The organism is Pseudomonas sp. GL_139_B (assembly GCF_057834475.1).
Genome location: NZ_CM174403.1, coordinates 1,776,703 through 1,801,237, shown reverse-complemented (window position 1 = coordinate 1,801,237; position 24,535 = coordinate 1,776,703). Strand labels below are relative to the sequence as shown.

General features: G+C 56.8%; 24 protein-coding genes. 13 read left to right on the top strand and 11 right to left on the bottom strand.

Annotated elements, in window-relative coordinates:
* Positions 1–97: 97 nt before the first annotated feature.
* Positions 98–406 carry a hypothetical protein gene (locus AC3ISI_RS08245; RefSeq protein ID WP_489336334.1) on the top strand — a complete coding sequence of 103 codons (309 nt, stop codon included), beginning with the start codon at positions 98–100 and terminating at the stop codon, positions 404–406.
* 63 nt (positions 407–469) lie between these two features.
* On the opposite strand, the gene AC3ISI_RS08240 is transcribed toward AC3ISI_RS08245, so the two are convergent.
* Together AC3ISI_RS08240 and moaB are read right to left on the bottom strand one after the other, a co-directional pair.
* Positions 470–1,657: a molybdopterin molybdotransferase MoeA gene (locus AC3ISI_RS08240; protein WP_489336332.1), complete on the bottom strand. Its 1,188-nt coding sequence runs from the start codon at positions 1,655–1,657 to the stop codon at positions 470–472.
* Between the two features lie 22 nt (positions 1,658–1,679).
* Positions 1,680–2,219: a molybdenum cofactor biosynthesis protein B gene (gene moaB / locus AC3ISI_RS08235; protein WP_489336330.1), complete on the bottom strand. Its 540-nt coding sequence runs from the start codon at positions 2,217–2,219 to the stop codon at positions 1,680–1,682.
* Positions 2,220–2,300: 81 nt separating this feature from the next.
* On the opposite strand from moaB, the gene mobA reads away from it, so the two are divergent.
* On the top strand, positions 2,301–2,906 hold the full coding sequence (mobA, locus tag AC3ISI_RS08230) for a molybdenum cofactor guanylyltransferase MobA (RefSeq protein WP_489336329.1): 606 nt from the start codon (positions 2,301–2,303) through the stop codon (positions 2,904–2,906).
* Positions 2,907–2,980: 74 nt separating this feature from the next.
* Positions 2,981–3,202: a YgdI/YgdR family lipoprotein gene (locus tag AC3ISI_RS08225; RefSeq protein WP_489336328.1), complete on the top strand. Its 222-nt coding sequence runs from the start codon at positions 2,981–2,983 to the stop codon at positions 3,200–3,202.
* 66 nt (positions 3,203–3,268) lie between these two features.
* Here the strand turns inward: AC3ISI_RS08225 and AC3ISI_RS08220 are convergent, their stop codons facing one another.
* The 3 genes from AC3ISI_RS08220 to AC3ISI_RS08210 all read right to left on the bottom strand — a co-directional run bounded on the left by AC3ISI_RS08220 (position 3,269) and on the right by AC3ISI_RS08210 (position 4,955).
* A complete protein-coding gene (locus AC3ISI_RS08220) occupies positions 3,269–4,159 on the bottom strand; it encodes a pseudouridine synthase (RefSeq protein WP_489336327.1) in 891 nt (296 codons plus the stop codon).
* Between the two features lie 71 nt (positions 4,160–4,230).
* Positions 4,231–4,548: a transcriptional regulator gene (locus AC3ISI_RS08215; protein WP_489336325.1), complete on the bottom strand. Its 318-nt coding sequence runs from the start codon at positions 4,546–4,548 to the stop codon at positions 4,231–4,233.
* 170 nt (positions 4,549–4,718) lie between these two features.
* Entirely contained in the window at positions 4,719–4,955 is a 237-nt protein-coding gene (locus AC3ISI_RS08210; RefSeq protein ID WP_489336324.1) for a glutaredoxin family protein, read from the bottom strand.
* 208 nt (positions 4,956–5,163) lie between these two features.
* Here AC3ISI_RS08210 and AC3ISI_RS08205 point away from each other — a divergent pair, with 208 nt between their 5' ends.
* The gene (locus AC3ISI_RS08205) at positions 5,164–6,876 is read left to right on the top strand and encodes a cation:proton antiporter (RefSeq protein ID WP_489336323.1); all 1,713 of its coding nucleotides are present in this window, start codon (positions 5,164–5,166) and stop codon (positions 6,874–6,876) included.
* 1 nt (position 6,877) lies between these two features.
* Here AC3ISI_RS08205 and AC3ISI_RS08200 read toward each other — a convergent pair whose 3' ends face one another.
* A complete protein-coding gene (locus tag AC3ISI_RS08200; protein ID WP_489336321.1) occupies positions 6,878–8,086 on the bottom strand; it encodes an ammonium transporter in 1,209 nt (402 codons plus the stop codon).
* Positions 8,087–8,390: 304 nt separating this feature from the next.
* On the opposite strand from AC3ISI_RS08200, the gene AC3ISI_RS08195 reads away from it, so the two are divergent.
* The 8 genes from AC3ISI_RS08195 (at position 8,391) to AC3ISI_RS08160 (ending at position 19,073) form a co-directional block, all read left to right on the top strand.
* The gene (locus tag AC3ISI_RS08195; protein WP_489336320.1) at positions 8,391–8,705 is read left to right on the top strand and encodes an ElaB/YgaM/YqjD family protein; all 315 of its coding nucleotides are present in this window, start codon (positions 8,391–8,393) and stop codon (positions 8,703–8,705) included.
* A 1-nt stretch (position 8,706) separates the two neighbouring features.
* On the top strand, positions 8,707–9,096 hold the full coding sequence (locus AC3ISI_RS08190) for a phage holin family protein (RefSeq protein ID WP_489336319.1): 390 nt from the start codon (positions 8,707–8,709) through the stop codon (positions 9,094–9,096).
* On the top strand, positions 9,093–9,434 hold the full coding sequence (locus tag AC3ISI_RS08185) for a hypothetical protein (RefSeq protein WP_489336318.1): 342 nt from the start codon (positions 9,093–9,095) through the stop codon (positions 9,432–9,434). The genes AC3ISI_RS08190 and AC3ISI_RS08185 overlap by 4 nt, the downstream gene beginning before the upstream one ends.
* 219 nt (positions 9,435–9,653) lie before the next feature.
* On the top strand, positions 9,654–10,985 hold the full coding sequence (locus AC3ISI_RS08180) for a deoxyguanosinetriphosphate triphosphohydrolase (protein WP_489336317.1): 1,332 nt from the start codon (positions 9,654–9,656) through the stop codon (positions 10,983–10,985).
* A gap of 161 nt (positions 10,986–11,146) precedes the next feature.
* On the top strand, positions 11,147–11,551 hold the full coding sequence (locus tag AC3ISI_RS08175) for a response regulator (protein ID WP_489336316.1): 405 nt from the start codon (positions 11,147–11,149) through the stop codon (positions 11,549–11,551).
* A gap of 244 nt (positions 11,552–11,795) precedes the next feature.
* A complete protein-coding gene (locus AC3ISI_RS08170; RefSeq protein WP_223519226.1) occupies positions 11,796–12,422 on the top strand; it encodes a response regulator transcription factor in 627 nt (208 codons plus the stop codon).
* 8 nt (positions 12,423–12,430) lie between these two features.
* A complete protein-coding gene (locus tag AC3ISI_RS08165) occupies positions 12,431–16,075 on the top strand; it encodes a transporter substrate-binding domain-containing protein (RefSeq protein ID WP_489336314.1) in 3,645 nt (1,214 codons plus the stop codon).
* A gap of 49 nt (positions 16,076–16,124) precedes the next feature.
* Positions 16,125–19,073 carry an HD domain-containing phosphohydrolase gene (locus tag AC3ISI_RS08160; RefSeq protein WP_489336313.1) on the top strand — a complete coding sequence of 983 codons (2,949 nt, stop codon included), beginning with the start codon at positions 16,125–16,127 and terminating at the stop codon, positions 19,071–19,073.
* Here AC3ISI_RS08160 and AC3ISI_RS08155 read toward each other — a convergent pair whose 3' ends face one another.
* Positions 19,074–19,556, bottom strand: coding sequence for a GAF domain-containing protein (locus tag AC3ISI_RS08155; RefSeq protein WP_489336312.1), 483 nt, complete (start codon positions 19,554–19,556; stop codon positions 19,074–19,076).
* Positions 19,553–20,443, bottom strand: a complete 891-nt coding sequence (locus tag AC3ISI_RS08150) for an ATP-binding protein (RefSeq protein ID WP_489337664.1) — start codon at positions 20,441–20,443, stop codon at positions 19,553–19,555. Before AC3ISI_RS08150 ends, AC3ISI_RS08155 begins: the two co-directional genes overlap by 4 nt.
* A gap of 166 nt (positions 20,444–20,609) precedes the next feature.
* On the opposite strand from AC3ISI_RS08150, the gene AC3ISI_RS08145 reads away from it, so the two are divergent.
* Positions 20,610–22,931 carry a hybrid sensor histidine kinase/response regulator gene (locus tag AC3ISI_RS08145; RefSeq protein ID WP_489336311.1) on the top strand — a complete coding sequence of 774 codons (2,322 nt, stop codon included), beginning with the start codon at positions 20,610–20,612 and terminating at the stop codon, positions 22,929–22,931.
* Here AC3ISI_RS08145 and AC3ISI_RS08140 read toward each other — a convergent pair.
* The 3 genes from AC3ISI_RS08140 to msrB form a co-directional block, all read right to left on the bottom strand.
* Positions 22,915–23,376, bottom strand: a complete 462-nt coding sequence (locus AC3ISI_RS08140; RefSeq protein ID WP_489336309.1) for a MarR family winged helix-turn-helix transcriptional regulator — start codon at positions 23,374–23,376, stop codon at positions 22,915–22,917. The genes AC3ISI_RS08145 and AC3ISI_RS08140 overlap by 17 nt on opposite strands.
* Positions 23,373–23,858 carry a glutathione peroxidase gene (locus AC3ISI_RS08135; RefSeq protein WP_074878825.1) on the bottom strand — a complete coding sequence of 162 codons (486 nt, stop codon included), beginning with the start codon at positions 23,856–23,858 and terminating at the stop codon, positions 23,373–23,375. Before AC3ISI_RS08135 ends, AC3ISI_RS08140 begins: the two co-directional genes overlap by 4 nt.
* A 177-nt stretch (positions 23,859–24,035) precedes the next feature.
* Entirely contained in the window at positions 24,036–24,431 is a 396-nt protein-coding gene (gene msrB, locus AC3ISI_RS08130) for a peptide-methionine (R)-S-oxide reductase MsrB (protein WP_489336308.1), read from the bottom strand.
* Between the last annotated feature and the right edge of the window lie 104 nt (positions 24,432–24,535).

Below are 24,535 nucleotides of genomic sequence, written 5' to 3'. Positions count from 1 at the left end.
CAAGCAATGAGCAAACCCCGTTCAAGGGCTACAAAAAACGCACGCATTACGAATTTCGGCCACCCAAGCGGCATTGATGCAAGGAGCGGTTTTCTCCATGCAAACTCATGACATCAAGTTGTCGCTCAACCCGGTAACGCCGTTCGCAGAAAGTCGCGCCAATCATCAGGCTGAATTCAACAACAACGCAAAACCCGCTACAGGAGTTGATATGGAACCTCGCGTCATTGAACTGGAGACCCATCTGAAATACATCCGACGAGACATGGATGAAGTGCGCAATGATGTCAAATCCATCAAGCACAGACTGGCCTACTCGGCGGGTGGAACCGCGGTAGTCCTCGGGCTGCTGGGCTGGGTTGCCAATAGCCGCTTTGACCAGGTCGTGACACTTCTGGTTCGTTAGGCGCTAATCATGCACGCAAGACCCGGCAGATGTTCCGGGCTTGCGGCAACGAGCAAAACGAGGTCAGTTCAGGACTTCACTCAAAGGAATGAAAACGACATATTCACCCTCGATCAACGTGCGATCTTCCAACACCTCAACCAGGCCATCTGCCCAAGCGGCACTGCGAAGTACGCCAGAGCTCTGATTCTTGTAAATGATCGCTCGGCCATTCTCCAGGCGTCCACGCAAGTACTCTCGTCGGTTACCAGGCTTTGGCCAGACAAAACCGGCCGGCACTTGAAACTTCAGCGGCTCGACCTCTGTTACACCTTGACGGCGCAGGAGATAGGGCTTTGCCAACAACGCAAAAGTGACCAGTGTCGACGCCGGGTTACCGGGCAAACCAATCACAGGTACGCCGCGAAAATGCCCGAATGTCAGCGGCTTGCCAGGTTTGATGGCCAACTTCCACAGCGTCAGCTCGCCCTCTTCGCGCAACGCCATGCCCAGGAAATCGGCTTCTCCTACAGACACTCCTCCCGTGGAGAGGATGAGATCAACATCCTTCAATTCGCCGAGGCGGGCACGGGTGGTCACCAAATCATCAGGAAGAATACCGGCATCTATGACTTCACAGCCCAAGCGTTGCAACCAACTGCACAGCAACACGCGATTGCTGTTGTAGATTTGTCCTGGGCCCAGGGCCTGGCCCGGTTCTACCAATTCATCTCCGGTTGAGAGAACCGCAACACGAACTTTGCGAATCACCTCCAGTTCAGCGTATCCCAGCGATGCCGCCAAGCCCTGCTCGATAGGCCCAAGTCGTGTGCCGGCCGGCAAGACTAGCTCGCCAACCGTGGTTTCCTGACCTTGTGGTCGGATGTTTTGACCCGGGGTCATGGATTCGAGGAAGCGGACTCGCTGATCCGCTTGAACCTCGGCATTTTCCTGCATCTCGACACAGTCGGCGCCTGCAGGCACCGGCGCACCGGTAAAGATTCGGACACAGGTACCGGGCTTCAAGGGGTCGGGCGCCTGACCGGCAAATATCTTCTGACTGACCACCAACGGCTCTCCCGTCCAGTCAGCGACACGCAAGGCGTAACCGTCCATGGCACTGTTCGGCCAAGGTGGCAGATCGAGGGTCGAAAACAAGTCATCGGCGAGCACACGACCCTGAACCTGCGCCACCGGCAAGCGTTCACGCTCGCGGATGGGTGAGGCTTCTGCCATTTCCAGCAGACGCGCCAACGCCACCTCGACAGGCATCAAGCTTCCGGTTTTACCCGGCTTACCCGCGGGATTCACAGGGTGCCGCCTGCTTGAGGTGAGCCACGAAATTGCAGGGACGATGTCGCGAATCCAGCTGTTCGCCGAGAATGCCATCCCAGCCGGTACGCACGGCATTGGTCGAACCTGGCAAGCAACAGACCAGCGTACCGTTGGCCAAACCGGCCAACGCTCGGGACTGCACGGTCGAGGTGCCGATATCGGCAACAGAAATCTGCCGGAACAGTTCACCAAAACCATCAACTTGTTTGTCCAGCAGGCAACTTACGGCCTCTGGCGTGCTGTCGCGTCCCGTGAACCCGGTACCGCCAGTGATCAGCACCACCTGCACCACCTCATCGGCAATCCAGTTGGCGACTTGCGCGCGAATTTTGTAAAGATCATCTTTAAGCAAAACCCGAGCAGCAAGGTTGTGACCGGCGGCGCTCAAGCGGTCGACAAAAACCTGGCCTGACGTATCGGTTTCCAGGGTTCGGGTATCGCTGACCGTCAGCACCGCGATGTTTAGCGGCGCGAAAGGTACATCAGCCTTGGCTTTCATAGGCTCGTCCAGTTGTAGGAAAAACAGCTCGGTGTTATATCACAGCGCTTCACTTTTTCAGCCCCCCCATGGAGACCTGCCATGCCCCCTGACCCACTGTTGCCGCCCTGCTCCATTTTGCTTCTGGCGGGTGGTCGTGGCCAACGCATGGGCGGTCAGGACAAGGGTTTGCTGGAATGGCACGGCGAGCCGCTGATCGCGCACCTGCATCGCAAGACCCGCGATCTGAGCGATGACCTGATCATCTCGTGCAACAGGAACCTGGACAAATACGCGCCTTACGCCGATCACCTGGTCCATGACGACGAAGGCGATTTCCCTGGCCCCTTGGCGGGTATTCGCGCCGGCCTCAAGGCGGCCCGCCATCCTCATCTGCTGGTGCTGCCCTGCGATGTCCCTCGCATCAATTCCGCGCTGCTCCACAGCATGCGCGAAACCGCCAGTCAGTATCCGGACAAACCACTCATGCTGCGCCAGGGCGAACATTGGGAACCGTTGCTGTGCATTATTCCTGTCGCACTCTGCGCGGCGTTCGACACGGCATGGAATGAAGGTGAACGCAGCCCGGGTCGCATCATGCGAAAACTGGGAGCCATTGCTCTGCAATGTGCTGACAACGACCCTCGCCTGGCCAATCTCAATACTCCTGAATTGTTGAGCGCACACTCCATGTCAGAATCACCCTAGCCAAGGAACTTGCTTGCGTTGTATACGTCTCAAACTCAGCAACCAAAAAAGAACTCTTATTCGGAGACACACTCATGACTCAACGGACCCTCGCCACTTTCATGCTTGCAGTGGGCCTCGCGACCTTGGCGGGCTGCGCCTCGCCGTCTGTGATCACCTTGAATGACGGTCGCGAAATCCAGGCCATCGACACGCCAACGTATGATGAAAAGTCGGGTTTCTACGAATTCGAACAGCTGGATGGCAAGGAAACTCGCATCAACAAGGATCAGGTTCGAACCGTTAAAGAGTTGTAATCTTTACTGCGCCTGCCAGATGCGACAAAGCCCGCTTGATGCGGGCTTTTTAGTGACTGGTATTTTTCACCACTGCAAGGTGATGGTACTTTCAAACACCCTTTCCTGGCCTGTGACCGGATCCACAAAGCGCAAGCCCTGAGCGAGCAATTTCATTGGATTGGCGTAATCATCTTCGACGTCCTTGAGCACCTGCGGGTAAAACGGATCGTTGCAGATACTCGCGCCCAGCGCAGTCATGTGCACGCGCAATTGATGTTTCTTGCCCGTCACCGGGTATAGCGCATATCGCCAGAGGTCTCCGTTCTTTTCCCGAACCTCGACGGCTGTCTCCGTGTTGCTGACACCCGGACCTTCCTGCATGCGGAAAAACGGTTCGCCATCGATGAGCCGGCTTTTATGTACCAATGGAAAGGCCCGTTCAGGCAATGCAGCCGCAATTGCCTCGTAGCGCTTTTCAATCTGTCGTGTTGGAAACAACGACTGATACGCTGAACGGCTCTGCGGGTTGGCAGAAAACAACACCAGCCCTGCCGTATGCCGGTCAATGCGATGCAATGGCACCAGATGTGGGTTATCCAGTCGACGGATCAACCTTCGCAGCAGCGTCTGCTCCACGTACTCGCCTGCCGGCGTCACCGGCAGAAAATGCGGCTTGTCTGCGACCACCAGATGCTCGTCGGCATAGAGGATCGACTCGACCACCGGGATCGGCTTTTCGTCCGGCACCTCACGGAAGTAATGAATCCGCAGGCCTTCCTTGTAAGGCAGATCGACCGCGATCGGCATTCCATGCCCGTCGAGCACCCGACCGCGAGCCACCCTGTCCAGCCATTGTTCACGACCGATAGCGCTGAAGTGATCGCACAGGCAATCGATAACGGTCAGCCACGAACCGGGAGGCAAGTAGAGTGTGCTGGCCTGGCTGTGTGCAGCGGAAAAAGATGAAGTGGACATACGAACGTTCTGACCCTCAATACAGGTCCGCATTATCCAACAGTGGCCGAGTCGAACCTAGCGGAGAATCCTCATGCCGGAATCTGTGTGCGCGCCGCCGCGTCAGTGAACGCCTTGAGCCAGCGCAACACATCGACGGCTTCCCAGCGAGCGGGATCGTAAAGCGCGTACAACAACCCCTGATAGCCCACGACATCCAGTTGCCGGTGGTAACCCGCCCGCTGGAACAATGCTTCGATTTCGGCGAAACAGGTATTGAAATGCAGTTTGTTGAAGGGTGTTTTTCCTTCCGTCACCAGACCGTCCAGACGCAACTCGAGGACGGCCTCGCGCACAACATCGACCGACATCCGGTTCACGCTGTTTTTCAATTGTTCGACATTGACCACGATACATCCCTCTCACGCCCGGAACTGCCTGCGCAAACCCGAAAACCCGGGACGACCAAGCAGAACCTCGAATAACTGTACGCGCATACAGTATCCGAAGAGCATCAATTAAGCCAAGGGGATCAATCGCAAAGATCGACAGACGGAACCATCGCCGCCGCCAAAACCGCTTAACGCAAGAACGCCACCACCTCGTCAGCACCGAATGGCCAACCCAGTTCCGCGCCGGTATCGATTCGTCTCAAGACCGGAATGCGCAGACTGTAGGCTTCGAACCAGGTTTCATCGACAGCGATATCTATCAGCTCAACCAGTAGACCGCGTTCGACAAACTCCATCAGCATGGCTTCGGCCACTTCACAGAGGTGGCACCCAAGGGTGCCAAACAGCTGACATTCAGGAAGCATGAGCGCTCAACCGAAAAAATTAAGTGACCATTCTAGGCCTGCTCCGAAAAGCCGTCGAGCCATTGAATCTTCGGGCCTGGAGCATGAATCGCAAGGGCGGGCGGTATAACCCTGATGCAAATCAGTCGTCGCTTGTGCCATTTAAGCAATGCTCACGTTTTTTTTGCTTCTACGCTTGAGTAGCTAGCGTCTATCAGCGGAGTGTTTTGTGTTTGCCAATCTCTTGATTATTCTCGTTTCTTCACTGGTGGTCATCGCGCTGTTCCAGCGCCTGCGATTGCCCCCGGTCCTGGGCTATCTGTGTGTGGGGCTGATGGTTGGCCCTACCGCCTTCAACTGGGTGAAACAAAGTGAAGGGCTGCCCTACCTTGCCGAGTTAGGCGTGGTGTTCTTGCTGTTCTCGCTTGGTCTTGAGTTCTCCCTGACGAAAATGATCGCACTACGCCGGGTAGTGTTTGGTCTTGGCAGTTTACAAGTGCTTGTAAGCGGGCTGCTGCTGGGTGCTTTGCTGATGATGTTCGGGATGCCGGTGACCGCCGCGCTGTTACTGGGCGCGGGACTGGCGCTGTCGTCCACCGCCATTGTCAGCAAGGAACTGACCAGCCTGGGTGAGATTTTCAGCAGTCATGGCCAGAATGCCATCGCCGTACTGCTGTTCCAGGACGTGGTGGCTGTATTGCTGTTGACCCTGGTGCCCGTGTTCGCTGGCAGTAGCGATCAGGCCTGGTATTGGGCTCTGCCCCTGACGCTGGTCAAGACCGTGGTGTTGTTTATCGGTCTGCTGCTGGTCAGCCGCTGGCTGTTGCCCAGGTTGTTCCATGAAGTCGCCGCCGCCCGTTCTGCCGAACTGTTCGTACTGCTGGCGCTGGTGATTGTTCTACTGACGGCCTGGTTGACTCACTTACTGGGTCTCTCCCCCGCCTTGGGCGCTTTTCTCGCCGGCATGCTCCTGGGCGAAAGTCATTACCGGCATCAGGTCGAGGCCGATATACGCCCATTTCGCGACATTCTGCTCGGGGTGTTCTTCGTCAGCATCGGCATGCTGATCGATTTGAGTTTATTCGCCAGCCACGCCCTGCTGATCCTCGGCCTGACGCTAGGATTGCTATTGATCAAGGGCACCGTGGTGGCGCTGCTGGTCAAATGGCGTGGCAGCGATGGCGAAACCGCCTGGCGTAGCGGCCTGGCACTGGCCCAGGGGGGTGAGTTCTGCTTTGCACTGATGGCGCAGATGCAACAAAGCGATCTGATACCCGCGCAACTCGGCGGCCTGATGCTCGCCGCTACGTTTTGTTCGATGCTGGTCACCCCACTGATGCTGCGTGCAGCTCCGTCTATCGCAAAGGGCCTGCACCGCAAGTCCAACAAGGAAACACAACTTGAAGAAATCAGCGCGCTTAACGCGGACCTCGACAAGCACGTCGTCATCTGTGGTTACGGGCGCGTTGGTCAATCCATCGGGCGCTGCCTGCGCCAACAGCAGCAACCTTACATTGCACTGGACCACGATTCGGTAAGGGTCGAGGAAGCGGCCGCCAGCGAAAGCTGCGTGCATTACGGAGACTCGCGTCGAGGCGAGTTACTGGCTGCCGTAGGACTGGCCCGCGCCAAATTGTTGGTGATCGCTGTGGACCAGACCGACATCGCGCTGGAGATACTCAAGGAGGCACGCAGGGTCAATTCGGGTGTGCCGATTCTGGTCCGCACCCGGGACGACAGTCAGTTAACCGAATTGAAAGAGGCTGGCGCCAGCGAAGTCGTGCCGGAACTGCTGGAGTCCAGCCTGATGCTCGCTTCCCATGCACTGATCATGCTGGGACTACCCGCCCATCAAGTACAGGAGCGGGCAGACCAGATACGACATGATCGCTACCAGATGTTGCACGATTTTTATCCCGGAGCCGAAGATGCAGAGAAGTGATTCAGTCCTGACTGACAGCGCCGATCTTGTGTACCGACAAGTCCGCGCCGTAATACTCCTCTTCCTGACTCAAGCGCAGCCCATGAAATGCCTTGATCGCTCCATACACTGCAAAACCACCCGCCAGCGCCACAACCACCCCCAGAGAAGTGCCGATCAACTGGCTGATCAGACTAACCCCGCCCAAACCGCCCAAGGCCGTCTGGCCAAAAATCCCGCAAGCGATTCCGCCCCACACGCCACACAGGCCGTGCAAAGGCCACACACCCAGCACATCGTCGATATGCCATTTGCCCTGCGCCGCGGTAAAGCACCAGACAAAAAGTGCTCCGGCGACGGCGCCGGTCACCAGTGCGCCCACTGGGTGCACCAGGTCGGAACCGGCGCAGATGGCCACAAGTCCGGCCAGTGGGCCGTTGTGCAGAAAACCTGGGTCATTGCGCCCTACGATCAGTGCCGCCATGGTTCCGCCGACCATGGCCATCAGCGAGTTCACCGCCACCAATCCGCTCACGCCTTGCAAAGTCTGGGCGCTCATGACGTTGAAGCCAAACCAGCCAACTATCAGAATCCACGAGCCCAACGCGAGAAAGGGAATGCTCGACGGTGCAAACGCGACCAGGCGACCGTCGCGATAACGCCCTTGCCGTGGCCCGAGCAACAATACCGCCGCGAGTGCCAACCAGCCACCCATGGCATGGACCACTACGGAACCTGCAAAATCATGGAAGCTGGCCCCAAATCGGGCCAGCAACCACGCTTGCAAACCATAATTGCCATTCCAGATCATCCCTTCGAAAAAGGGATAGATGAACGCCACGATCAGCGCGGTCGCGCACAACTGCGGGACAAATCTTGCTCGTTCGGCGATGCCACCGGAAATGATCGCCGGAATGGCCGCGGCGAAGGTCAGCAAAAAAAAGAATTTCACCAGTCCGTAACCATGGTCCGCGTTGATCACCGCCGCCGGTTGCAGAAAGGTGACTCCATAGGAAATCCAATAGCCTATAAAGAAGTAGGCCAAGGTCGAAATGGCGAAGTCGCTGAGAATCTTCGACAGGGCATTAACCTGGTTCTTTTGCCGAACCGTGCCAACCTCAAGAAAAGCGAAACCGGCGTGCATGGCCAATACCATGACTGCACCTATCAGGATGAACAGTGTGTTGGAGCTGTGGACCAGACTGTCCACTGCACTTTGCAGATTTTCCATGGATTGGCAGACCTTAAGACTGAAAAAGCACCAAAGCAGTTCGCGCAGACGATGTACGCACCAAGTTGCGGCTTATCAGGATCGAATCGTTGATCCCCATGAACCGTTTTGGCGCAAAACAGCGAAATCTTCGCGCGAGATTTTATTGTGTGAGTCGAGGTTTTCCTGAAGTCACGCCCGGCAACAGCGCAGCGGTGCCGGCAAACGCACCACGACACAGCAAAAGTTGTACCAGTCATTTGTACTGAACCTTCACGCAAGGCTCATACTCGAACCCATCAGAAGCCACTACGGAGATCCACCCATGGCCAGCATCAAGGCAAAGACTGCTCAAGAAATCCTGATGACCGATTTTCAAACACTGGTCAGCGACACTGAACGGTTGCTGGAGCACACCGCCACCCTGGCCGGCGATCAGGCTGATGAGCTGCGCAACCAGATCCATGACAGCCTGTTGCGTGCCCGGGAAACCTTGAAGCTGACCGAAGACTCGTTACGTGAGCGCGGTCAGGCCGCCGTCACCGCTACCGAGGATTACGTTCAGGCCAATCCATGGCAATCGGTCGGGATTGCCGCCGGGGTAGGCTTCCTCATTGGCCTGCTGGCTTCTCGGCGCTGATATGTCTATCGGCGAATCCAGCTCGTCTGCGACGGGCACTAGCACTTCAACGCGGCGCCTGGGGGCCGCTTTTCTCGGACTGTTGCACAGCCATGTCGAACTGTTTGGCATCGAGTTGCAGGAACAAAAAGCGCGCACCGTAAGCCTGCTGTTATTTGCAGGCCTGGCGCTGGTCTTTGCATTGCTGCTGTTGGTGGGGTTGTCGGGACTGGTGTTGATTGTGTTTTGGGACACCTATCGCCTGCCCGCCATTATCGGGCTCTGCGTGTTCTATGCCCTTGCCTCGATATTCTGTGCTTTCCGCTTGAAAGCGGCGATCTTCGATGAATCCTCGCCCTTCCATGGCACCCTGGAAGAATTGGCCAATGATCGGGAGCGCCTGCTGCCATGAGCCTACCTGAATTGCCGCACAACAGCTCGCGCACGGAAATGCGCAAGGCATTGATTCGCCTGCGCATGGAAATGCACCGTCAGGAAATTCGCCATGAATCCAGGGAACTGCTGCTGCCCTTACAGCGGATACGCGGGATGTCGCAAGACCTCCAGAGCAGTTTTGGCATCAAGCATGCCCCGCTCTGGGGCGTGGCGGCGGTTACCTTGCTGGGGTTTTTGAGCGGAAAAAGTGCCAGGAACGGCGGCGTCAGCAGCCTGACTCGCCTGATTCGTCTAGGGACCAGCCTCGGGCCCTTGATAAAGCTGGTCCTGCAAAGCAATTCGCGCAAAGACTAAATAGCCACTCTTTGGTTGCATTCATGCCACACCACCGGGATGAACCTCTTTTTCGAGAGGTTCAATCCTGTGTGCCTACCCAGTGACCCAGTGAATCCAAAAACAAGTCCTGCCTAGCTACCGGGCTTTTTTCAACAGTGGTGAGCGACTGCTGCTCATCGACAGCGACGCCGCCGGGCTCTAGGCTTAGGGATCAGTCACCTGACGGAGAGACCAGCCTTGGATTGGCAAACCTTGCTTACCCGCGAACGCCTCGGAAAACCTCTGCACAGCCCGGAAGAGCTCGGTCGCAGTCCTTTCCATAAAGACCATGACCGCATTATTTTCTCGGGTGCTTTTCGTCGACTGGGACGCAAGACCCAAGTCCATCCAGTCACCAGCAACGATCACATCCACACGCGCCTGACTCACTCGCTGGAAGTCAGCTGTGTCGGTCGCTCATTGGGCATGCGTGTTGGTGAAACCATTCGCAGCGCCCTGCCCGACTGGTGTGATCCAAGTGATCTGGGGATGGTGGTGCAATCGGCCTGCCTGGCCCATGACATCGGCAATCCACCCTTCGGTCACTCCGGCGAAGACGCCATCCGTCACTGGTTCCAGCAGGCCGCAGGCCGTGGCTGGCTGGACGACATGAGCGAAATTGAACGCAATGACTTCCTGAACTTCGAAGGCAACGCCCAAGGCTTTCGCGTGCTCACTCAGCTTGAATACCATCAGTTCGACGGGGGCACTCGGTTGACGTACGCCACATTGGGTACGTATCTGAAGTATCCCTGGACGGCGAAACATGCCGACTCACTGGGCTACAAGAAGCACAAGTTCGGGTGTTATCAGAGCGAACTGCCGTTGCTGGAGCAGATCGCCCATAAACTCGGCCTGCCACAGCTCGAGGAGCAGCGCTGGGCACGCCATCCATTGGTGTATCTGATGGAAGCCGCCGATGACATTTGCTACGCGCTGATCGACCTGGAAGACGGCCTGGAAATGGAGTTGCTGGAGTACGCCGAAGTTGAGTCTTTGCTGCTTAACCTTGTGGGCGACGATCTTCCGCAAACCTATCGCCAACTGGGACCACTGGATTCGCGTCGACGCAAATTGGCGATTCTGCGAGGAAAAGCCATCGAACACCTGACCAATGCCGCTGCTCGCGCCTTCGTCGAACAACAGGACGCCCTGCTGGCCGGCACGCTACCCGGCGATTTGGTGGAGCACATGCATGGCCCGGCCAAGCGCTGTGTCTTGAACGCCAAAGACATGGCCAGAAAAAAAATCTTTCAGGACAAACGCAAGACACTGCATGAAATCGGCGCCTACACCACGCTGGAAATTCTTCTGAACGCTTTCTGCGGGGCGGCACTGGAACAACACAACGGTCGGACACCATCGTTCAAAAGTCGCCGCATCCTCGACCTGTTGGGCAACAATGCGCCCGATCCTCGCGGTCCTTTGCACACTTCATTCCTGCGCATGATCGACTTCATCGCCGGCATGACCGACAGCTATGCCAGTGAAATGGCCCTGGAAATGACTGGTCGTTCAAGCCGCGGATGAATGCCCCTCGACCCGCGGTTCAGATCGTCTGAGGAGCGGGTCGATGTTCATTCGCACTTCAGCACCAACAGAATTGCCCTACACCTTGTGCAGAGCCGACTGATCGATTGCTCTCTCTGCTCACGCAATAATCACCTTCCATTCTGATCGACAGATCAAGCATGAAAAATGTCAGGTTCAACCATAATTGCCGAATCTTGCTGGTGGAAGATCATCCCTTTCAGCTTAAAGCGACCCAATGCCTGCTTGAGAGTTATGGCTTCACTCAACTCACCGCTACGGACAGTGCCGAGAGCGCTTTGCACCGGATGCGTGAGTCTTCGCATCCCTTTGACATTCTCCTGTGTGATCAATGTCTGCCCGACCTCACTGGCCTTGACTTGATCGAACTCGCCAGCCGCCGCGGAATGATCAAGCAGGCGATACTACTAAGTAGCCTGACACCCGGTGAACTGGACCAACTAAAAAAAACGGCCGAGGAACACAACCTGCCCCTGCTGGGCTACTTGATAAAACCCTTGAAACAATCAGACTTTAGAAATCTGTTGACCGAGGCTTATCTATAAAACCCAGCACTAAAAATACACTTAGTATATAAACAAAATTATTAAATTAACCACTGCGATCACCCCACCACTTAATACAACACTTTTATTGATCCTCATTCAAAACCTAGTTGCACCGTAGTCCGATTCCTCTTCGGCTGTAGGAATTCTCCTATATCACTGCTATCTGCCTGTCGGTTCATGCCCCCCCTCAACTATCTGAGCTATGGTGCGCGCTTTATTTGAGCTCGCATGGGATCTGATTATGAACTCCGTTTTTATTGTCGACGATCACCCCGTTATCCGTCTTGCCGTCCGAATGTTGCTCGAACATGAGGGTTATAAAGTCGTCGGAGAAACTGATAATGGGGTCGACGCCATGCAGATGGTTCGCGAATGCATGCCGGACCTGGTCATTCTCGACATCAGCATTCCCAAACTGGACGGACTGGAAGTACTCTCCCGTTTCAACGCCATGTGTACCCCGTTAAAGACCCTGGTTTTAACGGCTCAGTGCCCGACGCTGTTCGGTATTCGCTGCATGCAGTCGGGGGCGTCGGGCTATGTATGCAAACAGGAAGACCTCAGTGAACTGGTGAGCGCAATCAAGGCGGTGCTTTCAGGCTACAACTATTTCCCCAGCCAGGCGTTGAACCCTGTCCGTAGCGATGACACGCGATACGCCGACCTGGAGCTCTTCAAGGCAGTCAACGACCGGGAGTTGATGGTGTTGCAACTGTTTGCACAAGGCCGTACCAACAAGGAAATTGCCAAGGGTATGTTCCTCAGCAACAAGACAGTCAGCACCTATAAAAAGCGCTTGATGCAAAAACTCAAAGCCAAATCACTGGTTGAACTTATCGATATGGCAAAACGCAACGCCTTAGTGTGAGAGCCCGGATGCCCAGTCGTATAAAGGATTATCTAATACTGATAACTGCAGGCCTATGCCTGAGCACTTCAGTGTCTGCGACACACTCCGCCAGCGAGCATTACACCCTGCTCAGTCGCTCAATGGTCGGTCACATGGAAGTCCAACTGGATAAATCACAACGGCAATGGCTCAACAACAAACGTGAACTGACTCTGGGCACTTCAGCCCCCGATTACCCGCCCTTCGACCTGACCAACAGCGGCAGCGACTATGAAGGTTTCACGGCCGATTACGCGGGCATCATTGGCAAGGTTACCGGCCTGCCCGTCAAGGTTCAGCGCTACGCGTCCCGAGAAAACGCGATCGAGGCGCTGGAAAACGGTGAGGTCGATATGCTTGGCAGTGCCAATGGATTTGAGGCACGCAACGCCGACATTGTGCTTTCCACACCTTACGCCGCGGACCAGCCGGTTCTGGTGACACGAGAAGGAGAAACCCGATCCCTGACCGATGGCCTTGCCGGCTTGCGGTTGAGCATGGTGTACCACTACTTACCGATGGAAGAAGTCAAATCCCTGTATCCAAAGGCAATTATCTCAACCTTCCCGTCTTATCAGAATGCAATCAACGCTGTCGCGTTCGACCAGGCTGATGTCTTTCTCGGTGACACCATTTCAACCCATTACCTGATTAACAAGGGTTACCTGAATAACGTCCGGATGGCCAACTTCGGTAAACATGAAGTCCACGGATTCAGTTTTGCCGTGCACCAAAACAACCCGGAACTACTTGGGGTCATCAACGCGATACTGAATGCCATTCCGACCAGCGAGCGAGAAAACATAGCCAAACGCTGGAGTGCAGGCAGTGACATCCTGCTCACGGATCACAAGCTGCAACTCACCGGTCGCGAAGAACGCTGGCTAACGCACCATCCAGTGGTTCGCGTGGTGGTCAATGAAGTGTTTGCGCCGCTGACGTTTTTCGACGATGAAGGCAACTTTCGAGGTGTTACCGCCGACCTGCTCGAATTGATCAGGTTGCGCACTGGCTTGCGCTTCGAAATCCATCGCAGCCGGAACGATGACGAGATGATCGAGCGAATCCGTCATCATCAGGTCGACTTGATTGCCGCCCTGCTGCCCAGCGCACAACGTGAAACGCTGCTGAACTTCAGCCGCCCCTACCTGGAAAACTCCTTTGTCCTGCTGACGCGCAAAGTGGCCGACAGCCCGACCGACCTCACACAGTTTTCGGGCAAGCGTCTGACGATTGCCCAAGGTAATCCGATGGTGGATTACCTGCGTCGCGAGTTCCCGCAGGTCAATCTGATCGAAACCCCGGACACTTTCAGTGCCGTGCAGTCAGTTGCAGAGGGTCAGGCTGAAGGCGCCGTAAACTCGCTGGTGATCGCCAACTACTTCATCTCATCCAGAATCTTCGAGCAGCCCCTTCAGATCAGCTCAACCCTTGGCACGCAGCAGGCTGCGTTCTCTCTGGCAACAGGGCGTGATGCCAAAGAACTGAGCGCCATCCTCGACAAGGCGTTGCTGAGCATTACCCCGCAAGAGCTGGGCATTATCAACAGCCGCTGGCGCGGATACTCGTCCACTCCTCAAAACACCTGGCGCAACTATCACCGGGTGTTCTATCAAGTGGTGATCGGTGTTGGTGTGCTACTGCTGATTTCTGTTGCCTGGAACGCCTACATGCGCCGTCAGATAAAACAGCGTCAGGCGGCCCAACTCGCGCTGAATGATCAACTTGAGTTCATGCGTTCACTGGTCAATGGCACACCCCATCCGATCTATGTGCGAGACCGCCAGGGTTTGCTGCAAAGCTGCAACGACAGTTACCTGGAGGCCTTCAGCGCAAAATACGAAGACGTGATCGGCAAAAGCGTCATTCAAGGCAACTTGAGCAATGCATTCGAGGCGCGGGAGTATCAGGCTGACTATCAGCGCGTCGTGAGCGAAGGCACACCGTTGATTCTCGACCGCACCCTGCAAATCGGTAGTCGCCAGCTGACGATTTATCACTGGATTCTGCCTTACCGCGACTCGAGCGGTGAAGTGCAGGGCATCATTGGTGGCTGGATTGACATCAGCGAGCGGCGACAACTGTTCGATGACCTTCGAGCGGCCAAGGAACGCGCCGATGAAGCGAACAGAGCCAAAAGCACTTTTCTGGCAACCATGAGCCATGAAATCCGCACCCCGATGAATGCAATCATCGGCATGCTGGAACTGACCCTCAAACGTATCGAGCAGGCTCATCCGGACCGCCCCGCCATCGACGTCGCCTACAACTCGGCGAAAGACCTGCTGGAACTGATCGGGGACATTCTCGATATCGCCCGCATCGAATCCGGGCATCTGAGCCTGAACCCGGAGCGCGTCAACCTCGGTGAAACGGTGGCCTCGGTGGTCAGAATCTTCGACGGGCTCGCCCGGCAGAAAAACCTGCGCCTGTTGCTCGACTTCAGTCCGGCACATCCGCCAACCGATGTCCTGTTAGACCCGATGCGCTTCAAGCAAGTGTTGTCCAATCTGGTCAGCAACGCTATCAAGTTTACCGAACAGGGTCAGGTCCTGATTGTGGTTGAGTTACAGGCCACTGACGAGCCCGAGCGGGTCGTGCTGCGCGTCCTGGTCAAGGACAGCGGAATGGGGATCAGCGAGGAGGATCAACAGCGTTTGTTCGAACCATTCGCTCAGGCGACCCATAGCGCGCAGTCGGCCCGAGGGGGCGCCGGGCTGGGCCTGGTGATCAGTCGCACACTGTGCGAGATGATGGGCGGCAGCCTGCAATTGTGTAGCCAGCCCGGTGAAGGCACTCAAGTCGAAATTTCGCTGCATCTGGCGACATTGCCGCCAGAGTTGATGCCGAAAACCGTCGAAGCGCCACTTCAACCTACCTCGACCCCGTTGAACGTTCTGGTAGTCGACGATCACCCGGCCAATCGTTTGCTGATGTGCCAGCAACTGGAGTTTTTGGGGCACCACTACAGCGCAGCAGCAGAGGGCGAGGCCGGATTCGCGGCGTGGAAACACGGACTGTTCGATCTGGTCATTATTGATTGCAACATGCCGATCATGAACGGCTACGAACTGGCCCGGCTAATTCGTCAATACGAACAGCAGCAGGCGCCTGCGGTCTGCACCCTGCTGGGTTTTACCGCCAATGCACAGCCGGAAGAAATACAACGGTGCAAACAGGCCGGGATGGACGACTGCCTGTTCAAGCCCCTCAGCTTGACGGCCTTGAGGCAGTGGATTGAACGCATCAAGCCAATCGCCCGCGACCCGGCGTTCAGCCTCGAAGGGCTGCAACTGCTGACCGGCGGTAACCCGAAGCTGGATCACCGCTTGTTATCCGAACTGCTGAACAGCAATCGTCTGGACCGTGAGCAATTGCGGGCGCTGTCCCAATGCAAAGACCGTCAGTCTTTTCTCGACGTCGCTCACAAAATCAAGGGCGCAGCCCGAATAGTCCACGCATGTCGCTTGATCGACAGCTGTGAAGCGCTCGAAATCGCCTGCCATGAAGTGTTCCACCCCGAAACCGTAGCCGACTGCACTAAAGCCATCGAGCGCGCCATGCTCGAACTGGAGCAAGCCTTGCAACAACAAATAGGGCATAACGAAAAAAGCAGAACGATGGAGCATTAACTATGCTTGAGCGTAGAGCAGTGTGTTTAACCTCATGGAGAGACCCGTAATGCCAAGCTCACTGCGCTCCGGTCAACGCCGATTTTCGTTACACGTCCATATCAGCGTGATGTTTACCCTACTCCTGCTACTAACAGGCATGGTATTGGGCATTTTCAATTACCGGCAAACCACGCAGATCATCCTGTCCAGCAGCGAAAAACTCTTCAACCGGATCGAACAGGATGTCCGGCTGGATCTGCAAGGCACCTATGAACCGATCCGCCACCTGTTGAGCTTGCTGGTGGACAACCCGGCGACTGAAGCGTCGGCGCTGGAGCAACGGCTCGCGCTGCTGAAACCCTTTAGCCAGTCGCTCAAAGACAATCCCAACCTGGCCTCGCTGTATCTGGGTTACAGCAATGGCGATTTTTTCATGGTGCGTCCTCTGCGCATCCCGGCCGTGAAAGCACTCACCAATGCCCCGGAAACGGCGGCCTATCAAGTCTGGAGCATCGAACACCCGGCCGGAGGTGGAAAGGTGCGATCCCAATCTTTGTTTTTTGATGAGAACCTGATCCTCATCAACCACCACGATAACCCCGACGAAACCTTCGATCCGCGCACACGCGCCTGGTTTAGCAGCGCTCGCAGCGATGAGAACCAGATCACCACCGAACCCTATGTGTTTTTCTCCACTCACGATGTTGGCACCACCCTGGCCCGGCGCAGCGGTGCGAACGCAGTTATGGGCGCCGACCTCACCCTCGCCGAACTGTCGGCGACGCTGGCCAAACATGTGGTAACCCCGCACACAGAAATCGTGCTGTTCGATGGCGAGGGTAATGCCATTGCCTATCCCGACAGCAGCAGGCTGATCGTCGACGACCAGACCGTACGCTTAATCAAGGCAGCCGATTTGAATCCGGCACTCGGTGCCCTGCTCGCCCGTCCGCCCGAAGGCAATCGCCTGGACGCCGCGGGCCGCCAATGGATTGTGGCCCGCAGCAGCATGAAGGAAGGCGGGCCTGAAGGATTGCAGCTGGCGCTGTTGGTGCCGGAAGATGAATTGCTCGTCGATGCCTATCGCATGCGCTGGCAAGGCGCACTGATTACTCTGGCAACGTTGCTGTTGTGCCTGCCGCTGGGGTGGCTCACCTCCAGAGTTCTGGTCAATCCCCTGCGCGCATTGGTGCAGGAAGCCGATGCGATCCGCAGCTTCAATTTCAACTTTCCTGTCAGTCGACGCTCACCCGTGCTGGAAGTCGACCAACTGAGTGTGTCGATGGCACGCATGAAGGACACCCTGGCGAGCTTTTTCCAGATCACCGACAGCCTGAGCGCCGAGACCCGTTTCGCACCGTTACTGCAACGGGTGTTGTTCGAAACCGTGAAAATCGGGCAGGCCCAGGCGGGCCTGATTTACCTGCGCGAACAGGATGGCGACCGCATGGAGCCTCATGGTCTGGTGATCACCGACACTTCCCAGGCACTACCTGCGTTCGGGATTCAAGGCTACGAACTCCAGAACCCGCAGAGCCCTCAGTGGATGCAGCAGTTGTCGAACGCCGACAATGTCGTCACCAGTCTGAGCTTTGAAAACGCCGCCGATCTGCAAAAGGTGATGCTTGCGCTGGAAAGTCCTCGGGTTCATTTGATCGGTATCCGATTGCACAACCGGCATAACGAAACCGTGGGCCTGCTGATCCTCTTGCTGGCCGACAGCGGTACACAAAATGACCTGGAAAAGCTTCGCCCGGACCGCATTGCGTTTCTCCAGGCGGTGTCAGGTGCGGCGGCGGTGAGTATCGAAAGCCACCGGCTGCAAGCCAGACAGAAACAGTTGCTGGACTCGTTCATACAACTGCTGGCTGGGGCGATCGATGCCAAAAGTCCTTACACCGGTGGGCATTGTCAGCGGGTGCCGGAGTTGACGCTGATGCTCGCTCAGGCTGCCGCCGCCAGTCAGGAGCCGGCCTTCAGCGATTATCAGCCTACGGAAGATGAGTGGGAAGCCCTGCACATCGCGGCGTGGCTGCACGACTGCGGCAAGGTCACCACCCCTGAGTATGTTGTCGACAAAGCCACCAAACTTGAAACCCTGAACGACCGCATCCACGAAGTCCGCATGCGTTTCGAAGTGCTCAAGCGCGATGCCTGGATCAATTATTGGCAGGCCATTGCCCAAGGGGGTGACGAGCATCACCTGGCCGAATTGCGCAACGCCGTTCTGGCGGGACTGGACGATGATTTCCTGTTCATTGCCCGCTGCAATCTGGGCGGCGAAGCCATGGCCGAAGCTGACCTGCAACGCTTGCGCGACATTGCTCAACGCACCTGGACCCGAACCCTGGATGATCGGCTTGGCGTTTCATGGGAAGAGAACCGCCGCCAGGAACGAACGCCGGCGCCGACGCTGCCCGTCAGCGAGCCGTTGCTGGCAGATAGACCCGAGCACCTGTTCGAACGTGCCGAAAGCGAATTGATCCCGGCTGACAATCCGTGGGGGTTCAAGCTCGATGTACCACACTACAAATACAACCGGGGCGAGCTCTATAACCTGAGCATTGCCCGAGGCACGCTGACTCGCGAAGAGCGTTACATCATCAATCACCACATGGTGCAGACGATCCTGATGCTCAGCCGCCTGCCCTTTCCCGAGCATCTCAACAACGTTGCGGAAATCGCCGGCGGCCATCACGAGAAAATGGACGGTACCGGTTACCCCAAACAGTTGAAGCGCGAAGAAATGAGCCTGCCGGCGCGCATGATGGCGATTGCCGATATTTTCGAAGCACTGACGGCTGCCGATCGTCCCTACAAAAAAGCCAAAACCTTGAGTGAGGCCTTGGGCATCATGGCCAACATGTGCCGTGACGCCCACATCGACCCGCAATTGTTCGGGCTGTTCATCAACGCACACATTTATTTGCAGTACGCAGAACGATTCCTCGATCCTCAGCAGATTGACGCTGTTGACCGGTCAAGCCTGCTGGTCAAGGCAGGCTTGAGTGCATGATCAGCAATCGGTGAGGCGCAGGAAAATCGCTGCCAGCCGCTCGATACCGGCCTGATCCTCAGCAGTAAAACGCGCCAGTTTCGGGCTGTCGAGGTCCAGCACACCGATCAAACGACCGTCCTTGACCAACGGAACAACCAGTTCGCTGTTCGATGCGCTGTCGCACGCGATATGCCCGGGAAATGCGTGCACGTCTTCAACCAATTGAGTCTGCAAGGTGGCCGCTGCCGTACCGCACACGCCCCTGCCAAAAGGTATGCGGACACAGGCGATCTGCCCCTGAAACGGCCCCAGCACCAACTCTTCGTTGCGATTGAGGTAGAAACCGGCCCAGTTCAGATCATCGAGTTGGTTGAACAGGAATGCCGAGAACTGTGCAGCATTGGCGATAAAATCACGCTCGTCCGCCAGCAACGATTCCAGCTGCGCCCACAACATGCCGTAACCCTCCAGGCCTTGGCCGCTCTTCTGTAAATCAATCATGCTTTGTGCTCCAACAGCTTGAGCCCGACCCAATAGCGGGCAAATTGATAGGCGCAACGGCCATTGCGATTGCCTCGGCCCGTGGCCCAACGCACCGCGAGGATGTCCAGCTCTTCGTTTCGCTGCCACTCAAGTCCGGCTTTATCGGCCAGTTGACCGATCCAGTGTTCGACAACGTTGAGGAAATGTTCCTGAGTAAACGGATAAAACGACAGCCACAAACCGAAGCGGTCCGACAGCGCGATCTTGTCTTCCACCGCCTCGCTGGGGTGCAGTTCGCCATCGACCCGTTTCCAGTTTTCGTTATCGCTTTCCTTTTCCGGCACCAGGTGACGACGGTTGGAGGTGGCGTAAAGCAGAACGTTATCCGGTGCCTGCTCAAGGGAGCCATCGAGCACGCTCTTGAGTACGCGATAGTCGCCCTCGCCCGACTCGAACGACAAGTCATCGCAGAACAACACGAAGCGCTGCGGCAGCTTGCCGATTTGCTCGACCACTCGCGGCAGGTCCGCCAGGTGATCGCGCTCAATTTCGATCAGGCGCAAACCGGCGTTGGCGTGCTCGGCGAGCAAGGCACGCACCAGTGACGATTTACCGGTGCCGCGCGAGCCCCAGAGCAAGGCGTGATTGGCCGGCATACCGTCGATAAACTGTTGGGTATTTCGCCCCAACTGTTCCAGTTGCCGGTCGACACCGATCAGGTCGGACAGGCGCATGTCGAGGCTGACGTGCAGGGGCAACAGAAAACCACTGCGCCCTTCACGTTGCCAGCGCGCGGCCAGGCATTGGCTCCAGTCGATGGTTTGCCGAGGTGCGGGCAGCAGCGGCTCGATACGGGCCAAAACAGCATCGGCGCGTTCAAGAAAAGCATTCAATCGGGCGTCCACGTCTTCTCCTCGGGCACGTTCACAGTGATGATGGCGATACAGCGACGAATACACGGCGTTCGGTGCCCGGCTCTTCCCTTGCTCAAGGGTTCGCGAGAACATCGGTATCCCTGCATGATCGACTATGCTTGAGCAGCGAAAGAAAACGGAAGTGGTTCAACACCCCATGGATATCAAATTCACCCACCGGCTGTCCTACAAGCAAGCCAAGCTTACTGTGCTGGTCGGTTTCATTCTGGGCACGCTGCTCAGCGTGCTGCAAATAGGCATCGATTATGCCAGCGAAGACGCCTCCATCAACCGCGAAATACGGTCTTTGCTGGAAATCAGCCATAATCCCGCCTCGCGCATCGCCTACAACATCGACGCCGAACTCGCCCAGGAATTGACCCAGGGGCTGCTGCGCTCACCGGCGATCATCAGTGCAAAACTGACCGATAACCGCAATACCGTGCTGGCCAGCGTCAAACGTCCAGGCACGCAAAACGGTTATCGAGTGATCAGCGACTTCCTGTTCGGTGCCAATCGGCACTTCGAAGACCGTCTCTTTCTCGATCACCTGCCAAACGAATCCCTCGGGGCCTTGCAACTGGAAGTCGATACCTACGCCTTCGGTAGCCGCTTCCTGCGCCGGGCCGAAGTCACACTGCTCAACGGCTTCACTCGAAGCCTGATCCTGACAGGCATTCTGCTCGCGCTGTTCTACGTGATGCTGACCAAACCCTTGGTGCGGGTCATTCGCGAACTCAGTGGCCGCGATCCGCGTAGCGTGGAGCCGACACGGGTGGAATGTCCGCCGGGGCATGAAAACGATGAAATCGGTGTACTGGTCAAAGCCGCCAACGAACAATTCGAAAACACCGCCACCGAAATCCATCAAAGACGCAACGCTGAAAACCGCCTGACCGACTACCTCAGTCAACTGGAAAGCATCGTCTCGACGCGTACCGCTGAACTCAAGGCAACCAATGCCAGGCTCAGCCAATCCAATCGGGAGCTCGAAATCGCGCGCACCACCGCCATCGATATGGCCGAGGCACGCTCGGTGTTTGTAGCCAACATGAGCCATGAAATACGCACGCCCCTCAACGGCCTGCTAGGGATGATCGCGCTGTCGCTGGACGGGCCGCTCACTGCCGAACAGCAGCAACAGCTGTCGATCGCTCATGACTCAGGCAAAGTGCTGGTGGAACTGCTCAACGACATTCTCGACCTGTCGAAATTCGATGCCGGCCAGCTTGAACTCGAGCACATTCCCTTCGACCTTGGCTCGTTGGTCGAAGATACTGCCAACCTGTTGTCCCAGAACGCGGCGCCAAGCGTGGAGCTGACGTGCCTGATCGATCCGCAGTTTCCGGCGCTGGTGCTGGGGGACCCGACTCGAGTGCGGCAGATCGTCAGTAATCTGTTGTCCAATGCGCTCAAATTCACCCGCTTCGGTCGCGTCGACTTACGTCTGTCTACGTTCGCAGAGGGCGTCAGAATCGAGGTCTGCGATACCGGCATCGGGATCGCCCAGGATGCCCAGGTCAAGATCTTCCAGCCGTTTACCCAGGCCGGTGCCGGTATTACCCGGCAGTTTGGCGGTACGGGGCTGGGCCTGGCCCTCACCTATAACCTCTGCGAAGCCATGCAGGGACGGCTGACGATCAGCTCGGAAGCCGGTTTCGGCAGCCAGTTCTGCGCCGACCTGCCGCTGCCCGCCCACACCCGCGCCATGCCCCCGCCACCACTGTCCGGCAAGGTACTTGTGATCACCGCCGCCAGTAGCGGGCTGGCAGAACTGCTGAAAACCCTGTTACCCGCGTGGGGGCTCGACTATCAACAGCGCTCCATGGATGACTCGTTGATTGGCCTTGAGCCTGATGTCTTGATCACAGACTGCCCCGAATGCCTGTTTGGTCTGCGCCCCACCCTCGCCGCGCCGATTCTGTTGGTAACCGCATATGGCAACTTCATGCCCAGCGAACAGGTGAGCGCCCTCGCGCCCTTGCAGCAACAGGCACGACCGCTGGCGCGCAATGCGCTGTACCAGAACTTGCAGCGAGTCTTGCAGCCGGAAACCACATTGATAAACGGAGCGCGGGTCGACGTCGTGCCTCATCAGCGGCGTGGCCGCGTATTGCTGGTCGAGGACAACCCGGTCAATCAAATGGTGGCCAAGGGCATGCTGGGAAAACTCGGCTGTGAGGTCATCGTCGCCGCCCACGGTGCCGAAGCGCTGAATCAGCTTGAGCACACTGACTTCGATCTGGTGTTGATGGACTGCAACATGCCGGTAATGGACGGCTACGAAGCAAGTCGGCAAATCCGTCGCAGCGGGCGCTGGCCGCAGCTACCCATCGTCGCGCTGACCGCCAACGCAATGTCCGAGGAACGCGAACGTTGCCGCGCGGCGGGCATGAGCGACTACCTGGTCAAGCCCTTGCGCCGTGAAGAACTGGCCGCATTGCTTGACGTGTGGGTTGCGACTACGACAGTGCTTTGATCTGCCCTAACAAATGATCAAGGCCATCGCGCAGATCATTCAGACGATCCAGATCCACCCCGCTGTCGCACAACAGGCGAGCCTTGAGCGGTCCGACCTGATCACGTAACGCCTTACCGGACGGTGACAGGCTCAAGTGCACCTCGCGCTCATCGCGGACCGACCGCTGACGCTGCACCAGCTGCAATTGCTCAAGTCGCTTGAGCAATGGCGTCAAGGTGCCGGAATCCAGCGCCAGGCGTTCGCCCAAGGCCTTGACCGTCGGCTGCTCGGGAGCGGTCTCCTGCCATTCCCACAACACCAGCATGGCCAGGTACTGCGGGTAGGTCAGGCCGAGTTGGTCGAGCATCGGCTTGTAGGCACGAATCACCGCCCGGGAAGCGGCGTACAACTTGAAGCAGAGCTGACTGTCGAGTTTCAGGGAATCGATGGACAGGGTGTTCATTTGAGCAAGGCTTCGATCTCGCGGCTCAGGTCCTGCGGTTTGGTCGCCGGGGCGAAACGCTTGACCAACTGCCCGTCCTTGCCAATCAGGAATTTGGTGAAGTTCCACTTGATGCCCTGCGAACCCAGTACACCCGGTGCGCGTTTTTTTAACTGAACGAACAATGGATGGGCGCCGGCACCATTGACTTCGATCTTCTTGAACAGCGGGAAGCTGACACCGAAGTTCAATTCGCAGAATTCGGAAATGGCGCCCTCATTGCCGGGTTCCTGCTTGCCGAACTGATTGCACGGAAAGCCGAGGACCACCAGCCCTTGGTCCTTGTAGGTTTGCCACAACTCTTCCAGCCCTTTGTATTGCGGAGTGAAGCCGCACTTGCTCGCGGTATTGACCACCAGCACGGCTTTGCCGGCGAAATCAGCCAGGGTCTTTTGTTCACCCTTGATAGTGGTGCACGGAATGCTCAGCAGATTGTCGCTCATGGCTTGGACTCTTGATTAAAGGAGAGAGGCCAAACATAGCGAGCAATTGAATTGTGTGCAATTTAATAAATCAATCTGACTGACTGGGGCACGACAATCCCTGTAGGAGCCCGGCTTGCCGGCAATGCAATCTCAAAGACGCCATCGCCGGCAAGCCGGGCTCCTACAGGGCTCACATTATTCGCGCGGCACCAGGTCCAGACACACCGAGTTGATGCAATAACGCAGACCGGTGGGTGGCGGGCCATCCGGGAACACGTGCCCAAGGTGTGCATCACATTTGGCGCAGACCACTTCCGTGCGGATCATGCCGTGGCTGACGTCACGGATCTCGACCATCGCGCTGTCGCCGATCGGTGCGTAGAAGCTCGGCCAGCCGCAGCCGGAGTCAAATTTTGTTTTTGAATCGAACAGCGGTTCGTTGCAGCAGATGCAATGATAAATACCGTCAGTCTTGGTGCCGTTGTATTTACCGGAAAACGGTCGCTCGGTGCCTTTGAGGCGGCACACGTTGTACTGCTCCGGGTCTAGCATCGCCTTCCATTCTTCCAGGGTTTTTTCCAACTTTTCCATCATCACACCTCAGCAGCTGAAAAAGCCCGATCTGTACCTTTTCCACGGATCAGGCGGCACGTATGATTGCGCCTCGTCAAACGCCAGTCTGGCAGCCAGACCAC